Here is a 19,912-nt window from a genome sequence, read left to right as displayed (position 1 = left end):
ACGCTAAACGTCTATACAGTTACCCTTGATCAACAAGCGGTTTTAAACAATAACGCTGTAGTCAACGCCATTCCCCGACGCTCCCACACCCGACCTGACAGTCCTGTCGACGACCCGTCTGCCGAACGCGTGGGTATTTAATAACCGGTCAAGTTCCAACTTTTAAAAATAGCCGTTGTTTTTTGTTTTTATAAATAAAGGTATTTTTCGAACGTGTGTTTCGGGAAATGCCGGCGTATGGAGAAGTCTATGTCACTTTTTTCAATTGATAATGTTGCACGGATTACTGATGTCAGGCAGTCAATATCAATCGATCCGCTCCGTGCCAGTAATGAACACGCTATTGACCCAACTGCCAGTCGCGAGCCAGTCAGGCATGCGCCAGTTATAGCGTACCGGGATATTCCGAAAAGTTCGACAGGCCTCGGCGATGATGCGCAAGCAACCCATGCAATCGTGGCTTTACTCACTTCGTTCCTTACTCAGTTGCTCGCGCTGATAGCTAATCACAAGCACAGGAGTATCCCGGACGCTGCTCCGGCTCCGGCTCCGGCTCCCTCTCCCGTTGTCCCGCAGGTAGCACCTCAACCGGTGTTACCGAAACCTGATGCCGCAGCGGGCATTCCTGGTTTGTCGGAAAAGCGCAACGGCTCGAAGCCCGACAATATCTGGAGTGGCTTTCGCCAGGGCTCGGATGGTAACTGCGTGACGGTGTCGGCTATCAAGGCTGCGATGTATCGATTCGGCCAAAGCCCCACGGACATTTTCAAGGAGGTGGCGAGGATGAACGACGGTTATCACGTGATCATGCGTGATGGCTATCGGCTCACGCTCACCGACCGCGAGTTGGCGGAGGGCGCTCGGGGCGCCAGGTTCAGCGGGCCCGACAACGGCATGCTCAAGGATGCGCAGTTTCTGTTCGCCGTCAGCGCCAAGCGTGCGCAGATGGAAAACAACGATCGTACGGCCGGTCGGAGTTACCACGCGGCGATTCGCAGCCTCAACGACGGCGAAGATGAGACAGGGCCTGGAGAGGGCTTTCTGCGCCTCGGGCTCAGAGGCCACATGAAAAGAGTGCCGGTGCGTGACCTCGCCCGAGGGCAGATAGGTATGTGCAACCGGACCGGGCATTCGGTGGCGGTCATCAATGGCCGCGAGGAGTTATGGGGGAAACAGGGGCGAGTCCCCACGCATGGTCACGCCGTTGCATTGATTTGACCTTGTTGCACCTGGGCAGGGATAACCCAGGCTGCATTTTGTTTTTGCTCTCTATTCCAGTAACTGCCTGAACCCCTCTATCGGCAATGGCCGGCTATGCAAATACCCTTGATACAAATGGCAACCGAGCTTCTGCAGGAACGCCAGCTGTTCTATGGTTTCGACGCCTTCGGCAATCACTTCCAGATTAAGACTGCGAGCCATGGCGACAATAGCGCGGATGATTTCGGCGTCATTGGGATCGTGAGTCGCGTCGCGCACAAACGACTGGTCGATTTTCAGCGCATCCACCGGCAAGCGCTTGAGGTAGGTCAGGGACGAATAACCGGTGCCAAAGTCATCCATCGCAAAGCTCACACCGAGTTTTTTCAGGCGCCGCATCTTCATTACGGTGTCATCCAGGTTCTGGATCACGATGCCTTCCGTGATTTCCAGCTTGAGCAAACTGTAGGGCAGTTGGTGCTGGGCGAGACTGCGTTCGACCCGTTCCACAAAGTCGTTCTGGCGAAACTGCCGGGGGCTGATATTTACGCAGAGGCTGAAATTGAGCGGGTCCACCAGGCCCTCGGCAATCAACTGCGCAAATGCGCCGCAGGCTTCATCGAGGATCCAGGTGCCCACCTCCAGAATCAAGCCGCTGTCCTCCAGCACCTTGATAAATTCCGCCGGTGACTGCGCGCCCAGCTGAGGGTGCTGCCAGCGCACCAGGGCCTCGGCGCCGACAATCGTATTGCCGCGCGCATCCACCTGAGGTTGGTAGTGCACGCTGAATTCGCCGCGTGACAAGGCCAGGCGCAGATCGGTTTCCATGCGCAGGCGCTCGCTGGCGGTTTTCTGCATGCTGTTGTGGAACATTTGGATGGTGTTGCGCCCGGAGTCCTTGGCGCGGTACAGGGCGATGTCGGCGCGCTTGAGCAAATCGGCGGGCGTGGTGCCATGGTCGGGTATCAGCGCCACGCCGATGCTCGGCGTCACCTGCAAGCGATGGCCATCGAGGAACATCGGCTCGGAAAGCAGTTCGCGCAAGGTATCGGCCAACTCCTGCACCTGGCTGCTGACTTGCGTGCGTGAGCCATCCAGGCCGCTGAGCAATACCACGAACTCATCCCCGCCCAGGCGCGCCACCGTGTCTTCCATGCGCACACTGGCTTCCAGGCGTGCGGTGACGATTTTCAGTACGGTGTCGCCCACCGGGTGACCGAGGGAGTCGTTGATATGTTTGAAGTGGTCGAGGTCCAGAAACAACAAGGCCCCGCGCAGGTTGTGGCGCTTGAGCAGGGCGATCTGCTGGCTCAGGCGGTCCATCAGCAGCGCTCGGTTGGGCAGGTTGGTCAGCGGGTCGTGATAGGCCAGGTGGCGGATCTGTGCCTGGGCATTTTTCAACAGGCTTACGTCACGGGCGGTCAGTAGCAGGCACGGCGTTTCATTCAAGGTAATCGGTTCGACCGACACCTCTACCGCCAGCACCTCGCCCAGCTTGTTGTGCCAAAGCATTTCCAGGTGATGGATGCGCCCCTTGATCTGTAGTTCAGCCAAGAGCGCGGTGCGCTGGTTTTCATCGGCCCAGATGCCAATCTGGTACAGGGTAAGGCCGATGGCTTCTTCGGCGCGGTAGCCGGTCAGACGGCAAAACCCATCATTGACCTCCACATACCGTCCCGTATCGCGCTCGGTGATCGAAATGGCATCGGGACTGGAATGGAAGGCTTTGGCGAACTTCTCTTCGCTGGCCTTGAGCGCCGCTTCCGAGCGCTGCTGCTGGGTGATATCGCGCAGGGTGGTGACGATGCACGGCTGCTCGTTGACCTTGATCAAACGGCTGGAAATCACGCAGGTCAGGCTCTGGCCGTTCTTGGCATGCACCACGATGGCCACATTGTTCAACGACTGTTCGCGAATCACCTGCTCGATGCGTTGCAGGCGCTTGCTTGACTCATCCCACAAGCCGATCTGCTCGACGCTTTTGTCGATCACTTCAGCGGCTGTCCAGCCAAACGTCTGGGTGAACGCCGGATTGATCTCGATAAACGCGCCGCTGTCCAGGCGCGTGACGCAGATAGGGTCGGGGCTGGCCTGGAACAGGCTGGCGAATTTCTCTTCGGACGCGCTCAGGCGTTGCTCGCGCTCCACCTGGTCGGTGATATCGAGCAGGGTGCCGGCCATGCGCAGGGGCTTGCCGGACTCATCTCGATACAAGCGTGCGCGGCTTTCCAGGTAGCGCGGGCTGCCGTCCTCCAGCAGCACGCGATAGGTCAACTGATAATTACCGTCGGGGCCTTCGCGCAGGGTGCGGTAGGCATGGCGCATGCCCTCGCGGTCCTTATCGGACATGCCTTCAAAAAACGCGTCGAAGGATTCGTGGAACGGTTCACACGGCAGGCCGTGGAGTTGGGCGGCACGGGCCGAACCGTAGAGCATGCCGCTGGGGATGTGCCAATCCCAGGTGCCCAGTTGGGCCGAGTCCAGCGCCAGGTCCAGGCGCTCCTGGCTGTCCTTGAGCGCTTGCTCGGCATTTTTGCGCTCGGTGGTATCGAGGAACGTACTGATCAGGTAGGCCTCGCCGTCCAGTTCGACCTTTTGCGCACTGAGCGTACCGTCGTGGATCTGGCCGTTGCTGGCGCAGAACTGCACTTCCATGGTGATGGATTCACCTTTGCGCTGGGTGGCCTTGACCAGGTGGGCGCGCTGTTCCGGGTGCCGCCACAGGCCCAGCTCCAAGGTGGTGCGGCCGATGGCTTCATTCACCGGCCAGCCGAACAGCATTTCGAAGTGGTGGTTGGCTTCGCTGATCAGGCCGTCGGCCTGGCGCGTCAGCAGCACCATGTTCGGGCACAGGTGGAAGAGCGTGGCGAAGCGCTTTTCAGAATGGCTGAGGGCGTGTTCCCGCTCGCGCTGGTGGGTGATTTCGCGGATCACCCCGATCATGCGGCGTCGGCCGTTTTTGTCCGGCACCAGGCTGCCATTGATTTCCAGCCAGTGCAGGCTGCCATCGGGCCATTGAATGCGGTGATGCATGGCCTGTTCGACCGGCTCGCCAGCCAGCACCGCATGAAACGCCCGCACCACGCGGGCGCGGTCTTGCGGCGCCAGCAGGTCGAGGTAATTGAGGTCGTTGGGCAGTGGCTGGCGAGGATCGTAGCCAAACAATGCCTGAGTGCCGCGCGACCAGCTGATTTTCCCCGTGTCGATTTCCCAGCACCACGCGCCCAGCCGTGCGGCATTGAGCGCCGACAGCAGTTGCGGGGCGCTGTCCCAGCGTTGTTCCGCCTCTTGAGGGTCCAGGGCGTGTATGCGGGGCAGCGGTGGCACGGAATCAACGGGGGTGCGCATTGTTCAAAGGGCCTTGGCTCGATGGAAGACAGCGCGGTTTGGTCAAAACCCGAGGCCGCACGGTGTCATGCCGGTATCCCTGGCAGATCGACCTGTGCATCCAACAGGCTCATGAAAGCCCGCGCAGCGTTCGACAGCGTCCTTTCGGTGTGCACGATATAGCCTAGCTGGCGACTGAGCTGTATGCCCGGCAAAGCGATACTCGCCACCTGATCATCGAGCATGGTGCGCGGCAACACACTCCAGGCCAGGCCGATGGACACCATCATCTTGATCGTTTCCAGGTAGTTGGTGCTCATGGCGATGTTCGGCGTCAGTCCCTGGGCTTCGAACAGGCGGCTGACAATATGGTGGGTAAAGGTGTTGCCGCCGGGAAACACCGCAGGGTGCCCGGCGATATCGGCCAGGTTGACGGTGCCGTTGCTGATCAGGCTGTGTTCGGGGGCCACCACGAAATCCAGCGGGTCGTCCCACACCGGCGTCGCGCGCACCAGGTTGTGCGGTTCCGGCGCCAGGGTGATCACCGCGACTTCGGCGCGGCCGTGGAGGATTTCTTCGTAGGCCACTTCCGAATCGAGGAACTGGATATCCAGCGCCACGTTCGGGTATTGCCGGGTGAAGGTGCGCAGGATCGGCGGCAGGCGGTGCAGGCCGATGTGGTGACTGGTCGCCAGCGTGAGGCGCCCACTGACTTCTCCCGTCAGGTTGGTCAGGGCGCGACGAGTGTCATCCAGCACGTTCAGGATCTGATAGGCCCGCGGCAGCAGAGCACGCCCGGCTTCGGTCAAACCCACTTCACGGCCCAGGCGGTCGAACAACCGCACCTTCAGTTGTTGCTCCAGACCGGCAATGCGTTTGCTGATGGCCGGCTGAGTCAGGTGCAGGCGTTCACCGGCACCGGAGAAGCTGCCGGTCTCGGCGATAGCGATAAAGGCGTTGAGGTTGGCCAGGTCCATGGTGCTATTCCAGTTGGTAATCCAAAGCATAAAAAATATGAATTTGAGTTATTTAATGTAGCGCCATACCATCAGCCTCACAAGCCAAAGGGTTATTGAAAAGCCCGGCACAAAGAAACACCGCTGATGAGGACCGACTGATGGCCGGCAAAACGCTTTACGACAAGCTTTGGGATTCCCATGAAGTGAAACGGCGCGATGATGGGTCGTCGCTGATCTATATCGACCGTCACATCATCCATGAAGTGACCTCGCCCCAAGCGTTCGAAGGCCTGCGGCTGGCCGGGCGCAAGCCATGGCGCGTCGACTCGATCATCGCCACACCGGACCACAACGTGCCGACCACCCCGGAGCGTAAAGGCGGGATCGATGCCATCGCCGACACCGTGTCGCGCCTTCAGGTGCAGACCCTCGACGACTACTGCGACGAATATGGCATCACCGAATTCAAGATGAATGACGTGCGTCAAGGCATCGTCCACGTGATCGGCCCGGAGCAGGGCGCGACCTTGCCAGGCATGACCGTGGTCTGCGGCGACTCCCACACCTCCACCCACGGTGCCTTCGGTGCCCTGGCCCATGGCATCGGCACCTCCGAGGTGGAGCATGTGTTCGCCACCCAGTGCCTGGTGGCCAAGAAAATGAAAAACATGCTGGTGCGCGTCGAAGGCCAGTTGCCGTTCGGTGTGACCGCCAAGGACATCGTGCTCGCGGTCATCGGCAAGATCGGCACCGCCGGCGGTAACGGGCATGCCATCGAGTTCGCCGGCAGCGCGATTCGCGACCTTTCCATCGAAGGCCGCATGACCATCTGCAACATGTCCATCGAAGCCGGTGCCCGCGTGGGCATGGTGGCGGCGGACGAAAAAACCGTTGAATACGTCAAGGGTCGCCCATTCGCTCCGCAAGGCGCCGATTGGGACGCCGCGGTACAAGCCTGGAAAGACCTGGTATCCGACGCCGATGCGGTGTTCGACACCGTGGTCGAGCTCGACGCGACCCAGATCAAGCCGCAAGTCAGCTGGGGCACGTCCCCGGAAATGGTGCTGGCCGTCGACCAGAACGTGCCGGACCCGGCGCAGGAAGCCGACCTGGTCAAGCGCGGTTCCATCGAGCGTGCCCTCAAGTACATGGGCTTGAAGGCCAACCAGGCGATTACCGACATTCAGTTGGATCGCGTGTTCATCGGCTCCTGCACCAACTCGCGGATCGAAGACCTGCGCGCCGCCGCCGTGATCGCCAAGGGCCGCAAGGTCGCCTCGACCATCAAGCAGGCCATCGTGGTGCCAGGTTCCGGCCTGGTCAAAGCCCAGGCCGAAGCCGAGGGCCTGGACAAGATCTTCCTCGAAGCCGGTTTCGAATGGCGTGAGCCGGGCTGCTCGATGTGCCTGGCGATGAACCCGGACCGTTTGGAGTCCGGCGAGCATTGCGCCTCGACCTCCAACCGTAACTTCGAAGGGCGCCAGGGCGCCGGTGGCCGTACCCACCTGGTCAGCCCGGCCATGGCTGCCGCTGCTGCCGTCAACGGTCGTTTCATCGACGTTCGCGAATTGATCTAAAGGAAAACCCGATGAGAGCTTTTACCCAACACACAGGTCTTGTCGCGCCGTTGGACCGTGCCAACGTCGACACCGACCAGATCATCCCCAAGCAGTTCTTGAAGTCGATCAAGCGCACCGGTTTCGGCCCCAACCTGTTCGACGAGTGGCGCTACCTGGATGTGGGCTACGCCTACCAGGACAACTCCAAGCGCCCGCTGAACAAGGACTTCGTGCTCAACGCCGAGCGTTACCAGGGCGCCAGCGTGTTGCTGGCGCGGGAAAACTTCGGCTGCGGCTCCAGCCGTGAACACGCGCCGTGGGCCCTGGAAGAATATGGCTTTCGCAGCATCATCGCGCCGAGCTATGCCGACATCTTCTTCAACAACAGCTTCAAGAATGGCCTGTTGCCGATCATCCTGACCGACGAAGAAGTCGACGAGTTGTTCAAGCAAGTGGAAGCGCAAGAGGGCTACCAGTTGACCGTCGACCTCGCTGCGCAAACCGTGACCCGTCCGGATGGCAAGGTGTATCACTTCGAAGTCGACGCCTTTCGCAAGCACTGTTTGATCAACGGCCTGGACGATATTGGCCTGACCTTGCAGGACGGTGACGCGATTGCGGCGTTTGAAGCCAAGCATCGGGCCAGCCAGCCTTGGTTGTTTCGCGATTGATGTAGGCAAGACCACCTCCATCGGGGCAAGCCACCTCCCACAGGTGTACGCATTCCAAGTGTGGGAGGGGGCTTGCCCCCGATAAGGCCAGTGTTAACAACACAGAACCCAAGGAAAGCCCCCATGACCAGCACCGCCCACACCCAAGTTGTGCAAAAACAATTCGGCGAGCAAGCCTCGGCCTACCTGAGCAGCGCCGTACACGCCCAGGGCACCGAATTCGCGCTGCTGCAGGCCGAACTGGCCGGGCAGGGTGCGGCGCGACTGCTGGACCTGGGTTGCGGTGCCGGTCATGTGAGTTTCCACGTGGCGCCACTGGTCAAGGACGTGGTCGCCTACGACCTGTCCCAGCAGATGCTCGATGTGGTCGCCGCCGCTGCGCAGGATCGCGGCTTCACCAATATCAGCACCGTTAACGGCGCCGCCGAACGCCTGCCGTTTGCCGATGGCGAATTCGACTTCGTCTTCAGCCGCTACTCGGCCCACCACTGGAGCGACCTCGGCCTGGCTTTGCGTGAAGTGCGTCGAGTACTGAAACCCGGTGGCGTGGCGGCCTTCGTGGATGTGTTGTCCCCGGGCAGCCCGTTGCTGGACACTTACCTGCAAACGGTTGAAGTACTGCGCGACACCAGCCATGTGCGCGACTATTCTGCCGCCGAGTGGATGCGTCAGCTCAGCGAAGCCGGCTTGCATGTACGCAACAGCAGCCGCCAGCGCCTGCGCCTGGAATACACCTCGTGGGTCGAGCGCATGCGCACGCCGCTGGCCTTGCGCGCGGCGATCCTTGAACTGCAACAGGCGATGGGTCAGGAAGTGCGCGATTATTACGAAATTCAAGCCGACGGCACCTTCAGTACCGACGTGCTGGTGGTGTGGGCCGAACGCTGATCGATTTTTCCCGACCTGCCCATGGGCAGGTCGCTTGATGAAATGAGGAACGCATGAGCAAGCAGATTCTGATTCTTCCTGGCGACGGTATTGGTCCGGAAATCATGGCCGAAGCGGTCAAGGTCCTTACACTCGCCAACAGCAAGTACAGCCTGGGCTTCGAACTGAGCCACGACGTGATCGGCGGCGCGGCCATCGACAAGCACGGCGTACCGCTGGCGGACGAAACCCTGGAACGTGCCCGTGCGGCCGACGCCGTGCTGCTGGGCGCCGTGGGTGGCCCCAAGTGGGACAAGATCGAGCGTGATATCCGTCCTGAGCGCGGCCTGCTGAAAATCCGCGCGCAACTGGGCCTGTTCGGCAACCTGCGCCCGGCGATCCTTTACCCGCAGTTGGCCGACGCGTCGAGCCTCAAGCCGGAAGTGGTTGCGGGCCTGGATATTCTGATCGTGCGCGAGCTGACCGGCGGTATCTATTTCGGCTCGCCACGGGGTGTGCGCGAGTTGGAAAATGGCGAGCGTCAGGCCTACGACACCCTGCCTTACAGCGAGAGCGAAATCCGCCGCATCGCCCGTGTCGGTTTCGACATGGCCCGCGTACGTGGCAAGAAGGTCTGTTCGGTGGACAAGGCCAACGTCCTGGCTTCCAGCCAGCTGTGGCGCGAAATCGTCGAAGAAGTCGCCAAGGACTACCCGGACGTTGAACTGAGCCACATGTACGTCGACAACGCCGCGATGCAGCTGGTGCGCGCGCCCAAGCAGTTCGACGTGATCGTCACCGACAACCTGTTCGGCGACATCCTGTCCGACCAGGCGTCGATGCTCACCGGTTCCATCGGCATGCTGCCCTCGGCGTCCCTGGATACCAACAACAAGGGCATGTACGAGCCTTGCCACGGCTCGGCGCCGGACATCGCCGGCCAGGGCATTGCCAACCCGTTGGCGACGATTCTGTCGGTGTCGATGATGCTGCGTTACAGCTTCAGCCTGAGCGACGCGGCGGACGCGATCGAGAAGGCCGTGAGCCTGGTGCTGGACCAGGGCTTGCGTACCGGCGACATCTGGTCGCAGGGTTGCACCCAGGTAGGCACGCAAGAAATGGGCGACGCTGTAGTCGCCGCGCTGCGGAATCTGTAATCTCTCGGGCCCGCTTGCAGTTGTCGCTGCAAGGCGGCCCACTTTTTAACAAGGTGTAGTTGCGATGAAACGTGTAGGTCTGATCGGTTGGCGCGGTATGGTCGGTTCCGTGCTCATGCAGCGGATGCTGGAAGAGCAGGATTTCGATCTTATTGAGCCGGTGTTTTTCACCACTTCGAACGTAGGTGGCCAAGGTCCGTCCGTGGGCAAGGACATTGCTCCGCTCAAGGACGCCTACAGCATTGAAGAGTTGAAGACCCTCGATGTGATTCTGACCTGCCAGGGTGGCGACTACACCAGCGAAGTCTTCCCCAAGCTGCGCGAAGCCGGCTGGCAGGGCTACTGGATCGACGCCGCGTCGAGCCTGCGCATGCAGGACGATGCCGTGATCATCCTCGACCCGGTCAACCGCAAGGTCATCGACCAGCAACTGGATGCCGGCACCAAGAACTACGTCGGTGGCAATTGCACCGTCAGCCTGATGCTGATGGGCCTGGGCGGCCTGTTCGAGGCCGGCCTGGTCGAGTGGATGAGCGCCATGACGTATCAGGCTGCTTCCGGCGCCGGTGCGCAGAACATGCGCGAGCTGATCAAGCAGATGGGCGCGACTCACGCCGCGGTTGCCGATCAACTGGCCGATCCGGCCAGCGCGATCCTCGATATCGACCGCCGCGTGGCCGAAGCCATGCGCAGCGATGCGTACCCGACCGAAAACTTCGGCGTGCCACTGGCCGGTAGCCTCATTCCCTGGATCGACAAGGAACTGCCGAACGGCCAGAGCCGCGAAGAGTGGAAGGCCCAGGCCGAGACCAACAAGATCCTCGGTCGCTTCAAGAACCCGATCCCGGTGGACGGCATCTGCGTACGTATCGGCGCCATGCGCTGCCACAGCCAGGCGTTGACCATCAAGCTGAACAAGGACGTGCCGATCGCCGATATCGAAGGGCTGATCAGCCAGCACAACCCGTGGGTCAAGCTGGTGCCGAACAACCGTGATATCAGCATGCAGGAGCTGAGCCCGACCAAGGTCACTGGCACCCTGAATGTACCTGTGGGCCGTCTGCGCAAGCTGAACATGGGCAGCCAGTTCCTCGGTGCGTTCACCGTTGGCGACCAACTGCTGTGGGGCGCGGCCGAGCCGTTGCGTCGCATGCTGCGGATTCTGCTGGAGCGTTGATCGTTTGCAGGCTTTGAAAAACCCCGCGTACTGGTGACAGGCGCGGGGTTTTTTATGGTTCTTTCGGGCCCTATCGGGGGCAAGCCCCCTCCACACTTGAATGTGTTCACAGGTCAAAATGTGGGAGGGGGCTTGCCCCCGATAGGGCCATCAACCACACCACAACCCCCAGTTTAATTGCCTCGCCCCGCACCACCCGGTAAAGTGCCGCTCCCCGCAATGCCCGAGGCAGCCCCCATGACCCAGACCTTTGAAATCGCCGTGATCGGCGCCACCGGTACCGTTGGCGAAACCCTGGTGCAGATTCTCGAAGAGCTGGACTTTCCGGTAGGCATTTTGTATCTGCTGGCGGGCAACAACTCCGCCGGTGCATCGGTACCGTTCCGGGGCAAGAACCTGCGGGTAAAGGAAGTCGATGAGTTCGATTTCAGCAAGGCGCAGTTGGCCTTCTTCGCAGCCGGCCCGGCGGTGACCCTGAGCTTCGCCCCGCGTGCCATCGCTGCCGGTTGCTCGGTGATTGACTTGTCTGGCGCGTTGCCTGCCGAGCAGGCGCCGCCAGTGGTGCCCGAAGCCAATGCCCCTGTGCTCAAAGGCTTGAAAAAACCCTTCCAGGTCGCAAGCCCCAGCCCGTGCGCCACCCACCTGGCGGTGGTGCTTGCGCCATTGCGCGACCTGCTGGATATCCAACGCGTGAGCGTCACCGCGAACCTGGCCGTGTCTGCCCTGGGTCGCGAGGCCGTCAGTGAGCTGGCCCGGCAAACCGCCGAGCTGTTGAATGTACGCCCGCTGGAGCCGACTTTCTTTGATCGGCAAGTGGCCTTCAATCTGCTGGCACAAGTCGGTACGCCAGATGCCCAAGGTCACACGGCGCTGGAGAAACGTCTCGTACATGAATTGCGCGCCGTGCTGGAAACACCTTTACTGAAGATTTCCGCAACCTGCGTTCAAGCCCCGGTGTTTTTTGGCGATAGCCTGACGGTGTCACTGCAGTTGGCGGCGCCGGCCGATTTGGCGGCAGTGAACCGCGCATTGGATGCGGCGCCGGGGATCGAGCTGGTCGAGGCGGGCGACTACCCCACGGCAGTGGGCGATGCGGTGGGTCAGGACGTTGTCTATGTAGGACGCGTACGCGCCGGTGTCGACGACCCGGCGGAACTAAATCTGTGGCTGACGTCAGATAACGTACGCAAAGGGGCTGCGCTCAACGCCGTGCAACTGGCGCAGTTGTTGATAAAAGGCCTTGCGTAAAAGATACTTGGCGCCAATTTGTAGATTGATTCTCACCAAGCGCTATGCTTGGCCCAAAGCGGAACAGAAGCGCGTCGGTGACCTATCGGCTCGCCATGCCTTATGGCAGCGGTTACCAACCTTCTCGCAGGCCGGGGAGTGTTCAGACAAAGGATGAGGCTATGGTTCAAGTTCGCAAACTGGTGTTAGCAATAGCGGCCGCCTCGGCGCTGTCCTCCGGTATGGCGCAGGCGCTGCAACTGGGGGAGATGACCCTCAAGTCGAAGTTGAACCAGCCGCTGTCGGTGGAAATCGAGTTGCTCGACGTGGGTGGCCTCACGGCCTCCGAGATCACCCCGAGCCTGGCCTCGTCCCAGGCGTTCGTCGATGCCGGTGTCGATCGCCAGGCCTTTCTCGACGAGCTGACCTTTACCCCAGTGGTCAACCCCAATGGCCGCAGCGTGGTGCGTGTCACCTCCAGCAAACCGCTGCCCGACTCCTATGTGCGCTTCCTGTTGCAGGTGCAATGGCCTAATGGCCGGCTCATGCGTGACTACAGCGTGCTGCTCGACCCCGCCAAGTTCGACCAGCCGACACCGGCCGCCAGCGCGCCAGCGCCGCGCTTGAATGCGCCCGCCGGTACTGCGGCGGCCGTCAGCGCGCCAGCGCAACATACCACCACTGCCCGCGATACTTTGTGGGAAATTGCCGAGAAAAATCGCAATGGTGGCTCTGTGCAGCAGACGATGCTGGCCATTCAGGCACTCAACCCGGATGCCTTTATCGATGGCAACATCAACCGCCTGAAAACCGGCCAGGTCCTGCGCCTGCCGGACACCGTGCAGAGCACCGCGCTGGCACAACCGCAAGCGATCGCCGAAGTGTCTGCGCAAAACGCCGCCTGGCGCCAGGGCCGCCGCACCGCCAATCGGCAAGTGGCGGGCAAGGCCCAGTTGGATGCCACCAAGCGCACCGAGACGGGTAATGCGCCGTCGAGCACCAACGCCAAGGACAACTTGAGCCTGGTTTCGGCCGAGGCTGCCAAAAAAGGCGCAGCGGGTAAGGCGGGTGATAACCGCGCGTTGAGCGACAAGCTGGCGATGACCCAAGAGCAGCTCGACACCACCCGTCGCGATAATGACGAACTCAAAAGCCGTGCGGCCGATTTGCAAAGCCAGTTGGACAAGCTGCAAAAGCTTATCCAGTTGAAGAATGACCAGTTGGCCCGGCTGCAAGCCGAGAAGGGCGATGCGACTGCTCCCGCAACGGCGGCGATGCCAGCTCAGCTGGCCGGTGAGCCGGCCCCAGCCCCAGTCCCGGCGGCCTCGCCGGCTCCGGAAGCGGTTGCTGCACCTGCACCTGCTCCTGCGCCAGAGCCGGCCAAGCCGGTAGTGGCGCCTGTGACCACCGAAGGCAAGTTCAACGAGCTTCTCACCAACCCTGTCGTGCTCGGTGTGCTTGGCGGGGCGGCGGTGATCCTGGCGCTGCTGCTCCTGCTGCTGTGGGTGCGCCATCGCAACGCCCGTCTTGAAGAAGAAAAGCACCTGCGCATGGCGCGAGCGCTGGCTGAGGAACCGGAATTCACCTCAAATATCGAGCGCGACCTGCCGCCCGATAGTTTCGAGGGCCTGGAAGTGCCGCCGCCGAGCGTCACCCTGGCGGCCGCGCCTGCGCCTGCACACGCTCCGGTGGTTGAACCCGTAGCGCCAACCGTCGCCTCGGTGCTGGCGCCGTTGGCGGCTGCCGTGGCACCGAGTTCCAGTGATGCGTTGGCCCAGGCCCAGTCCCATATCGACCGTGGCCACCTGAACCAGGCGGCTGACGTGCTTGAGCAAGCCATCAAGCAGGAGCCCAAGCGCAGTGACCTGCGTTTGAAGCTGATGGAAGTGTACGGCCTGCAAAATGACAAGAACGGTTTTGTCAGCCAGGAGCGTCAACTGGTGGCCAATGGTGAAAACCACGCCCAGGTCGAGCAGCTCAAAGGCCGTTTCCCGGCCATGGCCGTATTGGCGGCAGGCGTGAGTGCCGCAGTCGCCGCAGCGGCCCTGGACGCCCAGTACGTCAAAGACTTGCTGGAAGACAAACCGGCCGCGCCGGAGCCGGAGCCTTTCGATACCGATTTCGACTTGAGCCTGGATGATCTTGAGGCGGCATCGCCGGCTGAGGTCAAGGATGATCAGCAGACGTTCGAGGCGCTTCTTCAGCAGCAAACGGCGGCCAATGCCGATGCGGATGACCTGTCGGACTTCGACCTCGACCTGCAGCTGGATGCTCCGGCGTCCGCGCAGTCCGATGACGACTTCCTGTCCGGGCTCGAAGAGCAGATGAAGGACGTGCCTGCCGTCGAGCCGCCGACCCTGACGCCGGCAGCGCTGGATGACTTCGACTTACCGGAAGATTTCGACCTCTCTCTGGCTGACGAGCCTGCATCGGCGGCCAAGCCAGATGCGTTCGCTTCGGAGCTGGACGACGTCAACGCTGAGTTGGACCGTCTGTCCCAGAGCCTGGAACATCCGTCCATCGAGCCGTCCTTCACGGCTGAAGACGCGGCGATGGGTGACGACGAGCCTGAGTTCGATTTCCTGTCGGGCTCTGATGAAGTCGCTACCAAGCTCGACCTGGCCCAAGCCTATATCGACATGGGCGATGCCGACGGCGCCAAAGACATCCTTTCCGAAGTGCTGACCGAGGGCAACGAGGTGCAGCGCGGCGAGGCCAAGGAAATGCTCGGCCGATTGGCGTAAGCCAGGCAGTGAATAGTGCGGCGACCTTCGGGTCGCCGTTTGCTTTTGTGGGGGTTGGCCTGGCCGTGATGCAGGCGGCATGCTCTTCCAGTAAAATCCGGCCGAAGTTATCGCAGGCAAGCCAGCTTTCCCGCAAACCTGCATAATGCCCGCTTTGCGCAACTCATCAGGCTCTCAGTTCTTGGCAAATATAGATAACGCGGCTGCCGAAATGGCGGCCGCAGGCTTTTACCGCATCGCCCTGGGCGTTGAATACAAAGGCTCGCGCTACCGCGGCTGGCAGCGCCAGGCCTCCGGCGTGCTGACGGTGCAGGAAACCCTGGAAAACGCTTTGTCGAAAGTCGCGGACTCGCCGGTGTCGCTGATGTGTGCCGGGCGTACCGACGCCGGCGTGCATGCGTGCGGTCAGGTGGTGCATTTTGACACCCAGGCCGAACGCTCGATGAAGGCGTGGGTGATGGGCGCCAATATCAACTTGCCCCATGATGTCAGCGTCACCTGGGCCAAAATCATGCCGGCGCATTTTCATGCGCGCTTCAAGGCCATCGCCCGGCGCTATCGCTACGTGATCTATAACGATCAGATCCGCCCGGCGCACCTTAACCAGGAAATTACCTGGAACCACCGCCCGCTCGACGCCGAGCGCATGGCCGAAGCTGCGCAGCATCTGGTGGGTGTGCATGATTTCAGCGCGTTCCGTGCGGGCCAGTGCCAGGCCAAGTCGCCGATCAAGGAAGTCCACCATTTGCGCGTGACCCGTCATGGCAAAATGATTGTGTTGGATATCCGTGCCGGGGCATTCCTGCATCACATGGTGCGCAACATTGCTGGCGTATTGATGACCATCGGTACTGGTGAGCGTCCGGTGGAGTGGGCCAGGGAAGTGTTGCAAAGCCGCATCCGCCGTACGGGTGGGGTCACGGCGCATCCGTTTGGTCTGTATCTGGTGGATGTGGAGTACCGCGACGAGTTCGAGTTGCCGGAACGTTTTCTCGGGCCACACTTCCTGACCGGTTTCAGCGAACTTGGCGGCTGACGCCTGGAAAAGCTTTTGTTACCATCCGGGACTTTCTCGGTGCAACCCCTGAGGTTTCTAGGTTATGTCAGCCGTTCGCAGCAAGATTTGCGGGATTACCCGCATCGAAGACGCGTTGGCGGCGGTCGAGGCGGGGGCGGATGCCATTGGCCTGGTGTTTTATGCCAGGAGCCCGCGGGCGGTCAACGTGTTGCAGGCGCGGGCCATCATCGCCGCGTTGCCGCCGTTCGTGACCACCGTGGGCTTGTTCGTCAACGCCAGCCGTTGCGAACTCAATGAAACCCTGGATGCCGTGCCGCTGGACATGCTGCAGTTTCATGGCGACGAAACCCCGGATGAATGCGAAAGCTATCAGCGCCCCTATATCAAGGCGTTGCGAGTCAAGGCCGGAGACGACATCGCCGCAGCCTTTGCCGCCTACGCTGGCGCTCGTGGGATTCTGCTGGACACCTACGTCGAAGGCGTTCCCGGTGGTACGGGGGAGGCGTTCGACTGGACGCTGATTCCGCAGGGCCTGAGCAAGCCGGTTATCCTGGCCGGTGGGCTCACCCCGTTGAATGTCGGCGCGGCCATCGCGCAGGTTCGGCCATATGCCGTGGATGTCAGCGGCGGGGTGGAGCAGGGCAAGGGCATCAAGGATCACGACAAGATTCGCGCATTCGTGCAGGCCGTGCGCAACAGCAGCGGTGCGATGTGACGGCTGGCAGTCTGCCGCCGTCCATAACTACCACTGTGTAAAACAGCACCGGCGCCGCCTGCGGGAGGCCCGGAAACGAAGTGGCAACCCTGCGCTGGCAGGTTGTCTGGAAGGCTGAGGATGCAGGCGGGAAATGGCTGGTCGAACGTCTGACCCCGTCCCCCGGCATCATCGCCACATATGAATTTAGCTCAAGGGCATACGCGGGGCTGTGTTCAAGCCACCGGTACTGGAGAAAGAAAGCATGAGCAACTGGTTAGTAGACAAACTGATCCCTTCGATCATGCGTTCCGAGGTGAAGAAAAGCTCGGTTCCTGAAGGTCTGTGGCACAAGTGCCCATCCTGCGACGCGGTGCTGTACCGCCCGGAGCTGGAAAAGACCCTGGACGTTTGCCCCAAGTGCAACCATCACATGCGCATCGGCGCACGCGCCCGTATCGACATCTTCCTCGATGCCGACGGCCGCAACGAGTTGGGCGCTGATCTGGAGCCGGTCGACCGTCTCAAGTTCCGCGACAGCAAAAAATACAAGGACCGTCTGGTCGGTGCGCAGAAGCAGACCGGCGAGAAAGACGCGCTGATTTCCGTCAGCGGCAAGCTGCTGGGCATGCCGGTGGTGGTTTCGGCCTTTGAGTTCTCCTTCATGGGCGGCTCCATGGGTGCCATCGTCGGCGAGCGTTTCGTGCGCGCCGCCAACTACGCCCTGGAAAACCGCTGCCCGATGATCTGCTTCGCCGCCTCCGGTGGCGCGCGTATGCAGGAAGCGCTGATTTCCCTGATGCAAATGGCCAAGACCTCGGCGGTATTGGCGCGTCTGCGCGAAGAAGGCATTCCGTTCATCTCGGTGCTGACCGACCCGGTCTACGGCGGCGTTTCCGCCAGCCTGGCGATGCTGGGCGACGTGATCGTCGGCGAGCCAAAAGCCCTGATCGGCTTTGCCGGCCCGCGCGTCATCGAGCAGACCGTGCGTGAAAAACTGCCGGAAGGTTTCCAGCGCAGCGAATTCCTGCTGGAGCACGGCGCCATCGACCTGATCATTGCGCGCGGTGAGCTGCGTCCACGCCTGGGTAACCTGCTGGCGCAAATGATGGGCCTGCCGACGCCTGTCTACGTCGCGCCTAAAGTCGAACCGATCGTCGTGCCGCCGGTGCCAGCAAACCTATGACCCAACGTACCCTTGGCGAATGGCTCGCCTACCTTGAGCAGTTGCATCCGTCCGCCATCGACATGGGCCTGGAGCGCTCGCAACAGGTAGCGGCCCGCCTTGGGTTAGGGCGGCCGGCACCGCGTGTGATCACGGTCACCGGCACCAACGGCAAAGGCTCGACCTGTGCCTTTGTCGCGGCGCTGCTGCAGGCCCAGGGGCTGAAGGTAGGCGTGTACAGCTCGCCGCACCTGCTGCGCTACAACGAGCGGGTGCAGCTCAATGGCGTCGAAGCTACCGACGAGCAACTCTGCGAAGCCTTCGCCGCCCTCGATGCAGGGCGTGGCGACATTTCCCTGACTTATTTCGAGATGGGCACCCTGGCGGCGTTGTGGCTGTTCGAGCGTGCGCAACTCGATTTCGTCGTGTTGGAAGTGGGCCTGGGCGGGCGTCTGGACACGGTCAACGTGGTGGATGCCGACCTGGCGTTAGTCACCAGCATCGGTGTCGATCACGCCGATTACCTGGGTAACACCCGCGAATCCGTGGCTTACGAAAAGGCCGGTATCTTCCGCCAGGGCAAACCTGCCTTGTGCGGTGACCTCGACCCACCGCAACCCTTGCTGGACAAGGTGCGTGAGCTGGATTGCCCGTTCTTCCTGCGCGGGCGCGAATTCAATCTCGAGATCGGCGATCAGCATTGGCAGTGGTCCGGGCACGATACTCGCGGCCAGCCGGTAGCGCTGCGCGATTTGCCGTTGCTGAACCTGCCGATGGAAAATGCCGCGCTCGCGCTGCAAGCCTATCTGCTGCTGGATTTGCCGTGGAATGCCGCGCAAATTACCGCCACCTTGCAGGCAGCGCGGATAGTGGGGCGCCTGGATCGGCGTACCGTCGAATGGCAAGGCAAGCGTCTTAATCTGCTGCTGGATGTCGGTCACAACCCGCACGCCGCCGAATACCTGGCGCAGCGCTTGGCGCGCACGCCATTGTCCGGCCGTCGCCTGGCGGTGTTCGGCCTGCTGGCCGACAAGGATCTTGACGGCGTGGTTGCGCCGCTGCTGAGCAGCGTGCAGTCCTGGGCGGTTGCACCGCTGGATACGCCGCGCAGCCGTCCGGCGGCTGAGCTGGAAAGCGCGTTGCAGAACCTTGGTGCGTCGGTGACGTCGTATACAGGCGTTACCGCTGCGCTTGAGGCGCAGTGCGCGGTGGCGAAGGCCGAGGACGAGATTCTGTTGTTCGGATCATTTTATTGTGTTGCCGAGGCGCTCGAATGGCTGGCCCGGCGCTCCACGGAGGAAGCTGCACATGGCATTACTGGATAGCGCATACAAGCAGCGAATGGTGGGAGCCCTGGTGTTGGTGGCATTGGCGGTGATTTTCCTGCCGATGCTGTTTTCCCGTCAGGACGAGCAGCGTCAGGTCGTGGTTGAAGCGCCCGCTGCGCCGCAGGCGCCGGTGGTTCCTCAGGTTCAGGTTGAACCGGTGGTGGTGCCTGAGCCCCAGGTGCTGCCTGAAGAAGAGCCCGTACCGAGCGATGAAGAGGTCGCTGCGCAACAGGCACCTACCATGCCGGTGCAGCCGAGCGTGCCGGTGGTCAAGCCGACACCCGCGCCGACTGTTGCCGCCAAGCCGGCGACGCCAGCGCCTGCGCCTAAACCGGTAGCGCCACAGCCTGCCGCGCCGGGCAAGCCGGATGTAGGTCAGAGTCGCATCGATCCCAATGGCCTGCCGATCAGTTGGTCGATTCAGGTGGCCAGCCTGGGCAATCGCGAAGGCGCCGACGCCTTGCAGAAAAAGCTGCGTGCCCAGGGCTACAACGCTTACATCCGCAGCGCCGATGGCAAGAATCGGGTGTTTATCGGACCGCTGATCGAGCGCGCCGAGGCCGACCGCCTGCGGGATTTGCTGGATCGTCAGCAGAACCTCAAGGGGTTCGTTACCCGTTTCCAGCCTGAACGCGGCTGACTCAAGCGAGCAAACCGATCTAAATGTGGGAGGGGACTTGCCCCCTCCCACATTGGTTTTCAGTGGTCTTGAAATAGCGTTCGCACCGCCCCATCTATTGATTTGCAAAGCACCCGCAATCACTGCTTACCGATAACCCGGCGCTCTGCTAAAATGCGCCGCCTTATCCGTACGTAGGC

General features: G+C 61.5%; 15 protein-coding genes. 13 read left to right on the top strand and 2 right to left on the bottom strand.

Features of this window, described 5'->3' with window-relative positions; genetic code table 11:
- Nucleotides 1–249: 249 nt before the first annotated feature.
- Nucleotides 250–1,218: a hypothetical protein gene (locus QF045_RS20755; RefSeq protein WP_306493802.1), complete on the top strand. Its 969-nt coding sequence runs from the start codon at nucleotides 250–252 to the stop codon at nucleotides 1,216–1,218.
- A gap of 51 nt (nucleotides 1,219–1,269) precedes the next feature.
- Here QF045_RS20755 and QF045_RS20750 read toward each other — a convergent pair whose 3' ends face one another.
- Together QF045_RS20750 and QF045_RS20745 are read right to left on the bottom strand one after the other, a co-directional pair.
- Complete coding sequence (locus QF045_RS20750) at nucleotides 1,270–4,548, bottom strand: PAS domain S-box protein (protein WP_306493801.1); 3,279 nt, start codon at nucleotides 4,546–4,548, stop codon at nucleotides 1,270–1,272.
- A 65-nt stretch (nucleotides 4,549–4,613) separates the two neighbouring features.
- Complete coding sequence (locus QF045_RS20745; protein ID WP_306493800.1) at nucleotides 4,614–5,504, bottom strand: LysR family transcriptional regulator; 891 nt, start codon at nucleotides 5,502–5,504, stop codon at nucleotides 4,614–4,616.
- Between the two features lie 140 nt (nucleotides 5,505–5,644).
- On the opposite strand from QF045_RS20745, the gene leuC reads away from it, so the two are divergent.
- The 12 genes from leuC to QF045_RS20685 all read left to right on the top strand — a co-directional run bounded on the left by leuC (nucleotide 5,645) and on the right by QF045_RS20685 (nucleotide 19,733).
- Nucleotides 5,645–7,063 (top strand): 3-isopropylmalate dehydratase large subunit, encoded by a 1,419-nt coding sequence (gene leuC / locus QF045_RS20740; protein ID WP_306493799.1) that lies wholly within the window; start codon nucleotides 5,645–5,647, stop codon nucleotides 7,061–7,063.
- Nucleotides 7,064–7,074: 11 nt separating this feature from the next.
- Nucleotides 7,075–7,716: a 3-isopropylmalate dehydratase small subunit gene (leuD, locus tag QF045_RS20735; protein ID WP_306493798.1), complete on the top strand. Its 642-nt coding sequence runs from the start codon at nucleotides 7,075–7,077 to the stop codon at nucleotides 7,714–7,716.
- A gap of 123 nt (nucleotides 7,717–7,839) precedes the next feature.
- Entirely contained in the window at nucleotides 7,840–8,604 is a 765-nt protein-coding gene (locus QF045_RS20730; RefSeq protein ID WP_306493797.1) for a class I SAM-dependent methyltransferase, read from the top strand.
- A 53-nt stretch (nucleotides 8,605–8,657) separates the two neighbouring features.
- Nucleotides 8,658–9,740, top strand: coding sequence for a 3-isopropylmalate dehydrogenase (gene leuB / locus QF045_RS20725; protein WP_306493796.1), 1,083 nt, complete (start codon nucleotides 8,658–8,660; stop codon nucleotides 9,738–9,740).
- 64 nt (nucleotides 9,741–9,804) lie between these two features.
- Nucleotides 9,805–10,917 carry an aspartate-semialdehyde dehydrogenase gene (gene asd, locus QF045_RS20720; RefSeq protein WP_005789767.1) on the top strand — a complete coding sequence of 371 codons (1,113 nt, stop codon included), beginning with the start codon at nucleotides 9,805–9,807 and terminating at the stop codon, nucleotides 10,915–10,917.
- 237 nt (nucleotides 10,918–11,154) lie between these two features.
- Entirely contained in the window at nucleotides 11,155–12,165 is a 1,011-nt protein-coding gene (locus QF045_RS20715; RefSeq protein WP_306493795.1) for an aspartate-semialdehyde dehydrogenase, read from the top strand.
- A gap of 161 nt (nucleotides 12,166–12,326) precedes the next feature.
- Nucleotides 12,327–14,888, top strand: coding sequence for a FimV/HubP family polar landmark protein (locus QF045_RS20710; protein ID WP_306493794.1), 2,562 nt, complete (start codon nucleotides 12,327–12,329; stop codon nucleotides 14,886–14,888).
- 211 nt (nucleotides 14,889–15,099) lie between these two features.
- A complete protein-coding gene (gene truA, locus QF045_RS20705) occupies nucleotides 15,100–15,924 on the top strand; it encodes a tRNA pseudouridine(38-40) synthase TruA (protein ID WP_306494931.1) in 825 nt (274 codons plus the stop codon).
- Between the two features lie 64 nt (nucleotides 15,925–15,988).
- Nucleotides 15,989–16,621 (top strand): phosphoribosylanthranilate isomerase, encoded by a 633-nt coding sequence (locus tag QF045_RS20700; protein WP_306493793.1) that lies wholly within the window; start codon nucleotides 15,989–15,991, stop codon nucleotides 16,619–16,621.
- A 244-nt stretch (nucleotides 16,622–16,865) separates the two neighbouring features.
- Nucleotides 16,866–17,786, top strand: coding sequence for an acetyl-CoA carboxylase, carboxyltransferase subunit beta (gene accD / locus QF045_RS20695; RefSeq protein ID WP_306493792.1), 921 nt, complete (start codon nucleotides 16,866–16,868; stop codon nucleotides 17,784–17,786).
- Entirely contained in the window at nucleotides 17,783–19,090 is a 1,308-nt protein-coding gene (folC, locus tag QF045_RS20690) for a bifunctional tetrahydrofolate synthase/dihydrofolate synthase (protein ID WP_306493791.1), read from the top strand. The genes accD and folC overlap by 4 nt, the downstream gene beginning before the upstream one ends.
- Complete coding sequence (locus QF045_RS20685) at nucleotides 19,074–19,733, top strand: SPOR domain-containing protein (protein WP_306493790.1); 660 nt, start codon at nucleotides 19,074–19,076, stop codon at nucleotides 19,731–19,733. Before folC ends, QF045_RS20685 begins: the two co-directional genes overlap by 17 nt.
- Nucleotides 19,734–19,912: the final 179 nt, after the last annotated feature.

It is taken from the genome of Pseudomonas sp. W4I3, assembly GCF_030816195.1.
GTDB lineage: Bacteria > Pseudomonadota > Gammaproteobacteria > Pseudomonadales > Pseudomonadaceae > Aquipseudomonas.
The sequence above is the reverse complement of the archived record's forward strand: the minus strand, read 5'-3'. Positions and strand labels throughout refer to the sequence as shown.

Coding starts and splice junctions, on each gene's coding strand:
- QF045_RS20755 (WP_306493802.1), top strand. CDS start 250: ATGTCACTTTTTTCAATTGATAATGTTGCACGGATTACTGATGTCAGG.
- QF045_RS20750 (WP_306493801.1), bottom strand. CDS start 4,548: ATGCGCACCCCCGTTGATTCCGTGCCACCGCTGCCCCGCATACACGCC.
- QF045_RS20745 (WP_306493800.1), bottom strand. CDS start 5,504: ATGGACCTGGCCAACCTCAACGCCTTTATCGCTATCGCCGAGACCGGC.
- leuC (WP_306493799.1), top strand. CDS start 5,645: ATGGCCGGCAAAACGCTTTACGACAAGCTTTGGGATTCCCATGAAGTG.
- leuD (WP_306493798.1), top strand. CDS start 7,075: ATGAGAGCTTTTACCCAACACACAGGTCTTGTCGCGCCGTTGGACCGT.
- QF045_RS20730 (WP_306493797.1), top strand. CDS start 7,840: ATGACCAGCACCGCCCACACCCAAGTTGTGCAAAAACAATTCGGCGAG.
- leuB (WP_306493796.1), top strand. CDS start 8,658: ATGAGCAAGCAGATTCTGATTCTTCCTGGCGACGGTATTGGTCCGGAA.
- asd (WP_005789767.1), top strand. CDS start 9,805: ATGAAACGTGTAGGTCTGATCGGTTGGCGCGGTATGGTCGGTTCCGTG.
- QF045_RS20715 (WP_306493795.1), top strand. CDS start 11,155: ATGACCCAGACCTTTGAAATCGCCGTGATCGGCGCCACCGGTACCGTT.
- QF045_RS20710 (WP_306493794.1), top strand. CDS start 12,327: ATGGTTCAAGTTCGCAAACTGGTGTTAGCAATAGCGGCCGCCTCGGCG.
- truA (WP_306494931.1), top strand. CDS start 15,100: ATGGCGGCCGCAGGCTTTTACCGCATCGCCCTGGGCGTTGAATACAAA.
- QF045_RS20700 (WP_306493793.1), top strand. CDS start 15,989: ATGTCAGCCGTTCGCAGCAAGATTTGCGGGATTACCCGCATCGAAGAC.
- accD (WP_306493792.1), top strand. CDS start 16,866: ATGAGCAACTGGTTAGTAGACAAACTGATCCCTTCGATCATGCGTTCC.
- folC (WP_306493791.1), top strand. CDS start 17,783: ATGACCCAACGTACCCTTGGCGAATGGCTCGCCTACCTTGAGCAGTTG.
- QF045_RS20685 (WP_306493790.1), top strand. CDS start 19,074: ATGGCATTACTGGATAGCGCATACAAGCAGCGAATGGTGGGAGCCCTG.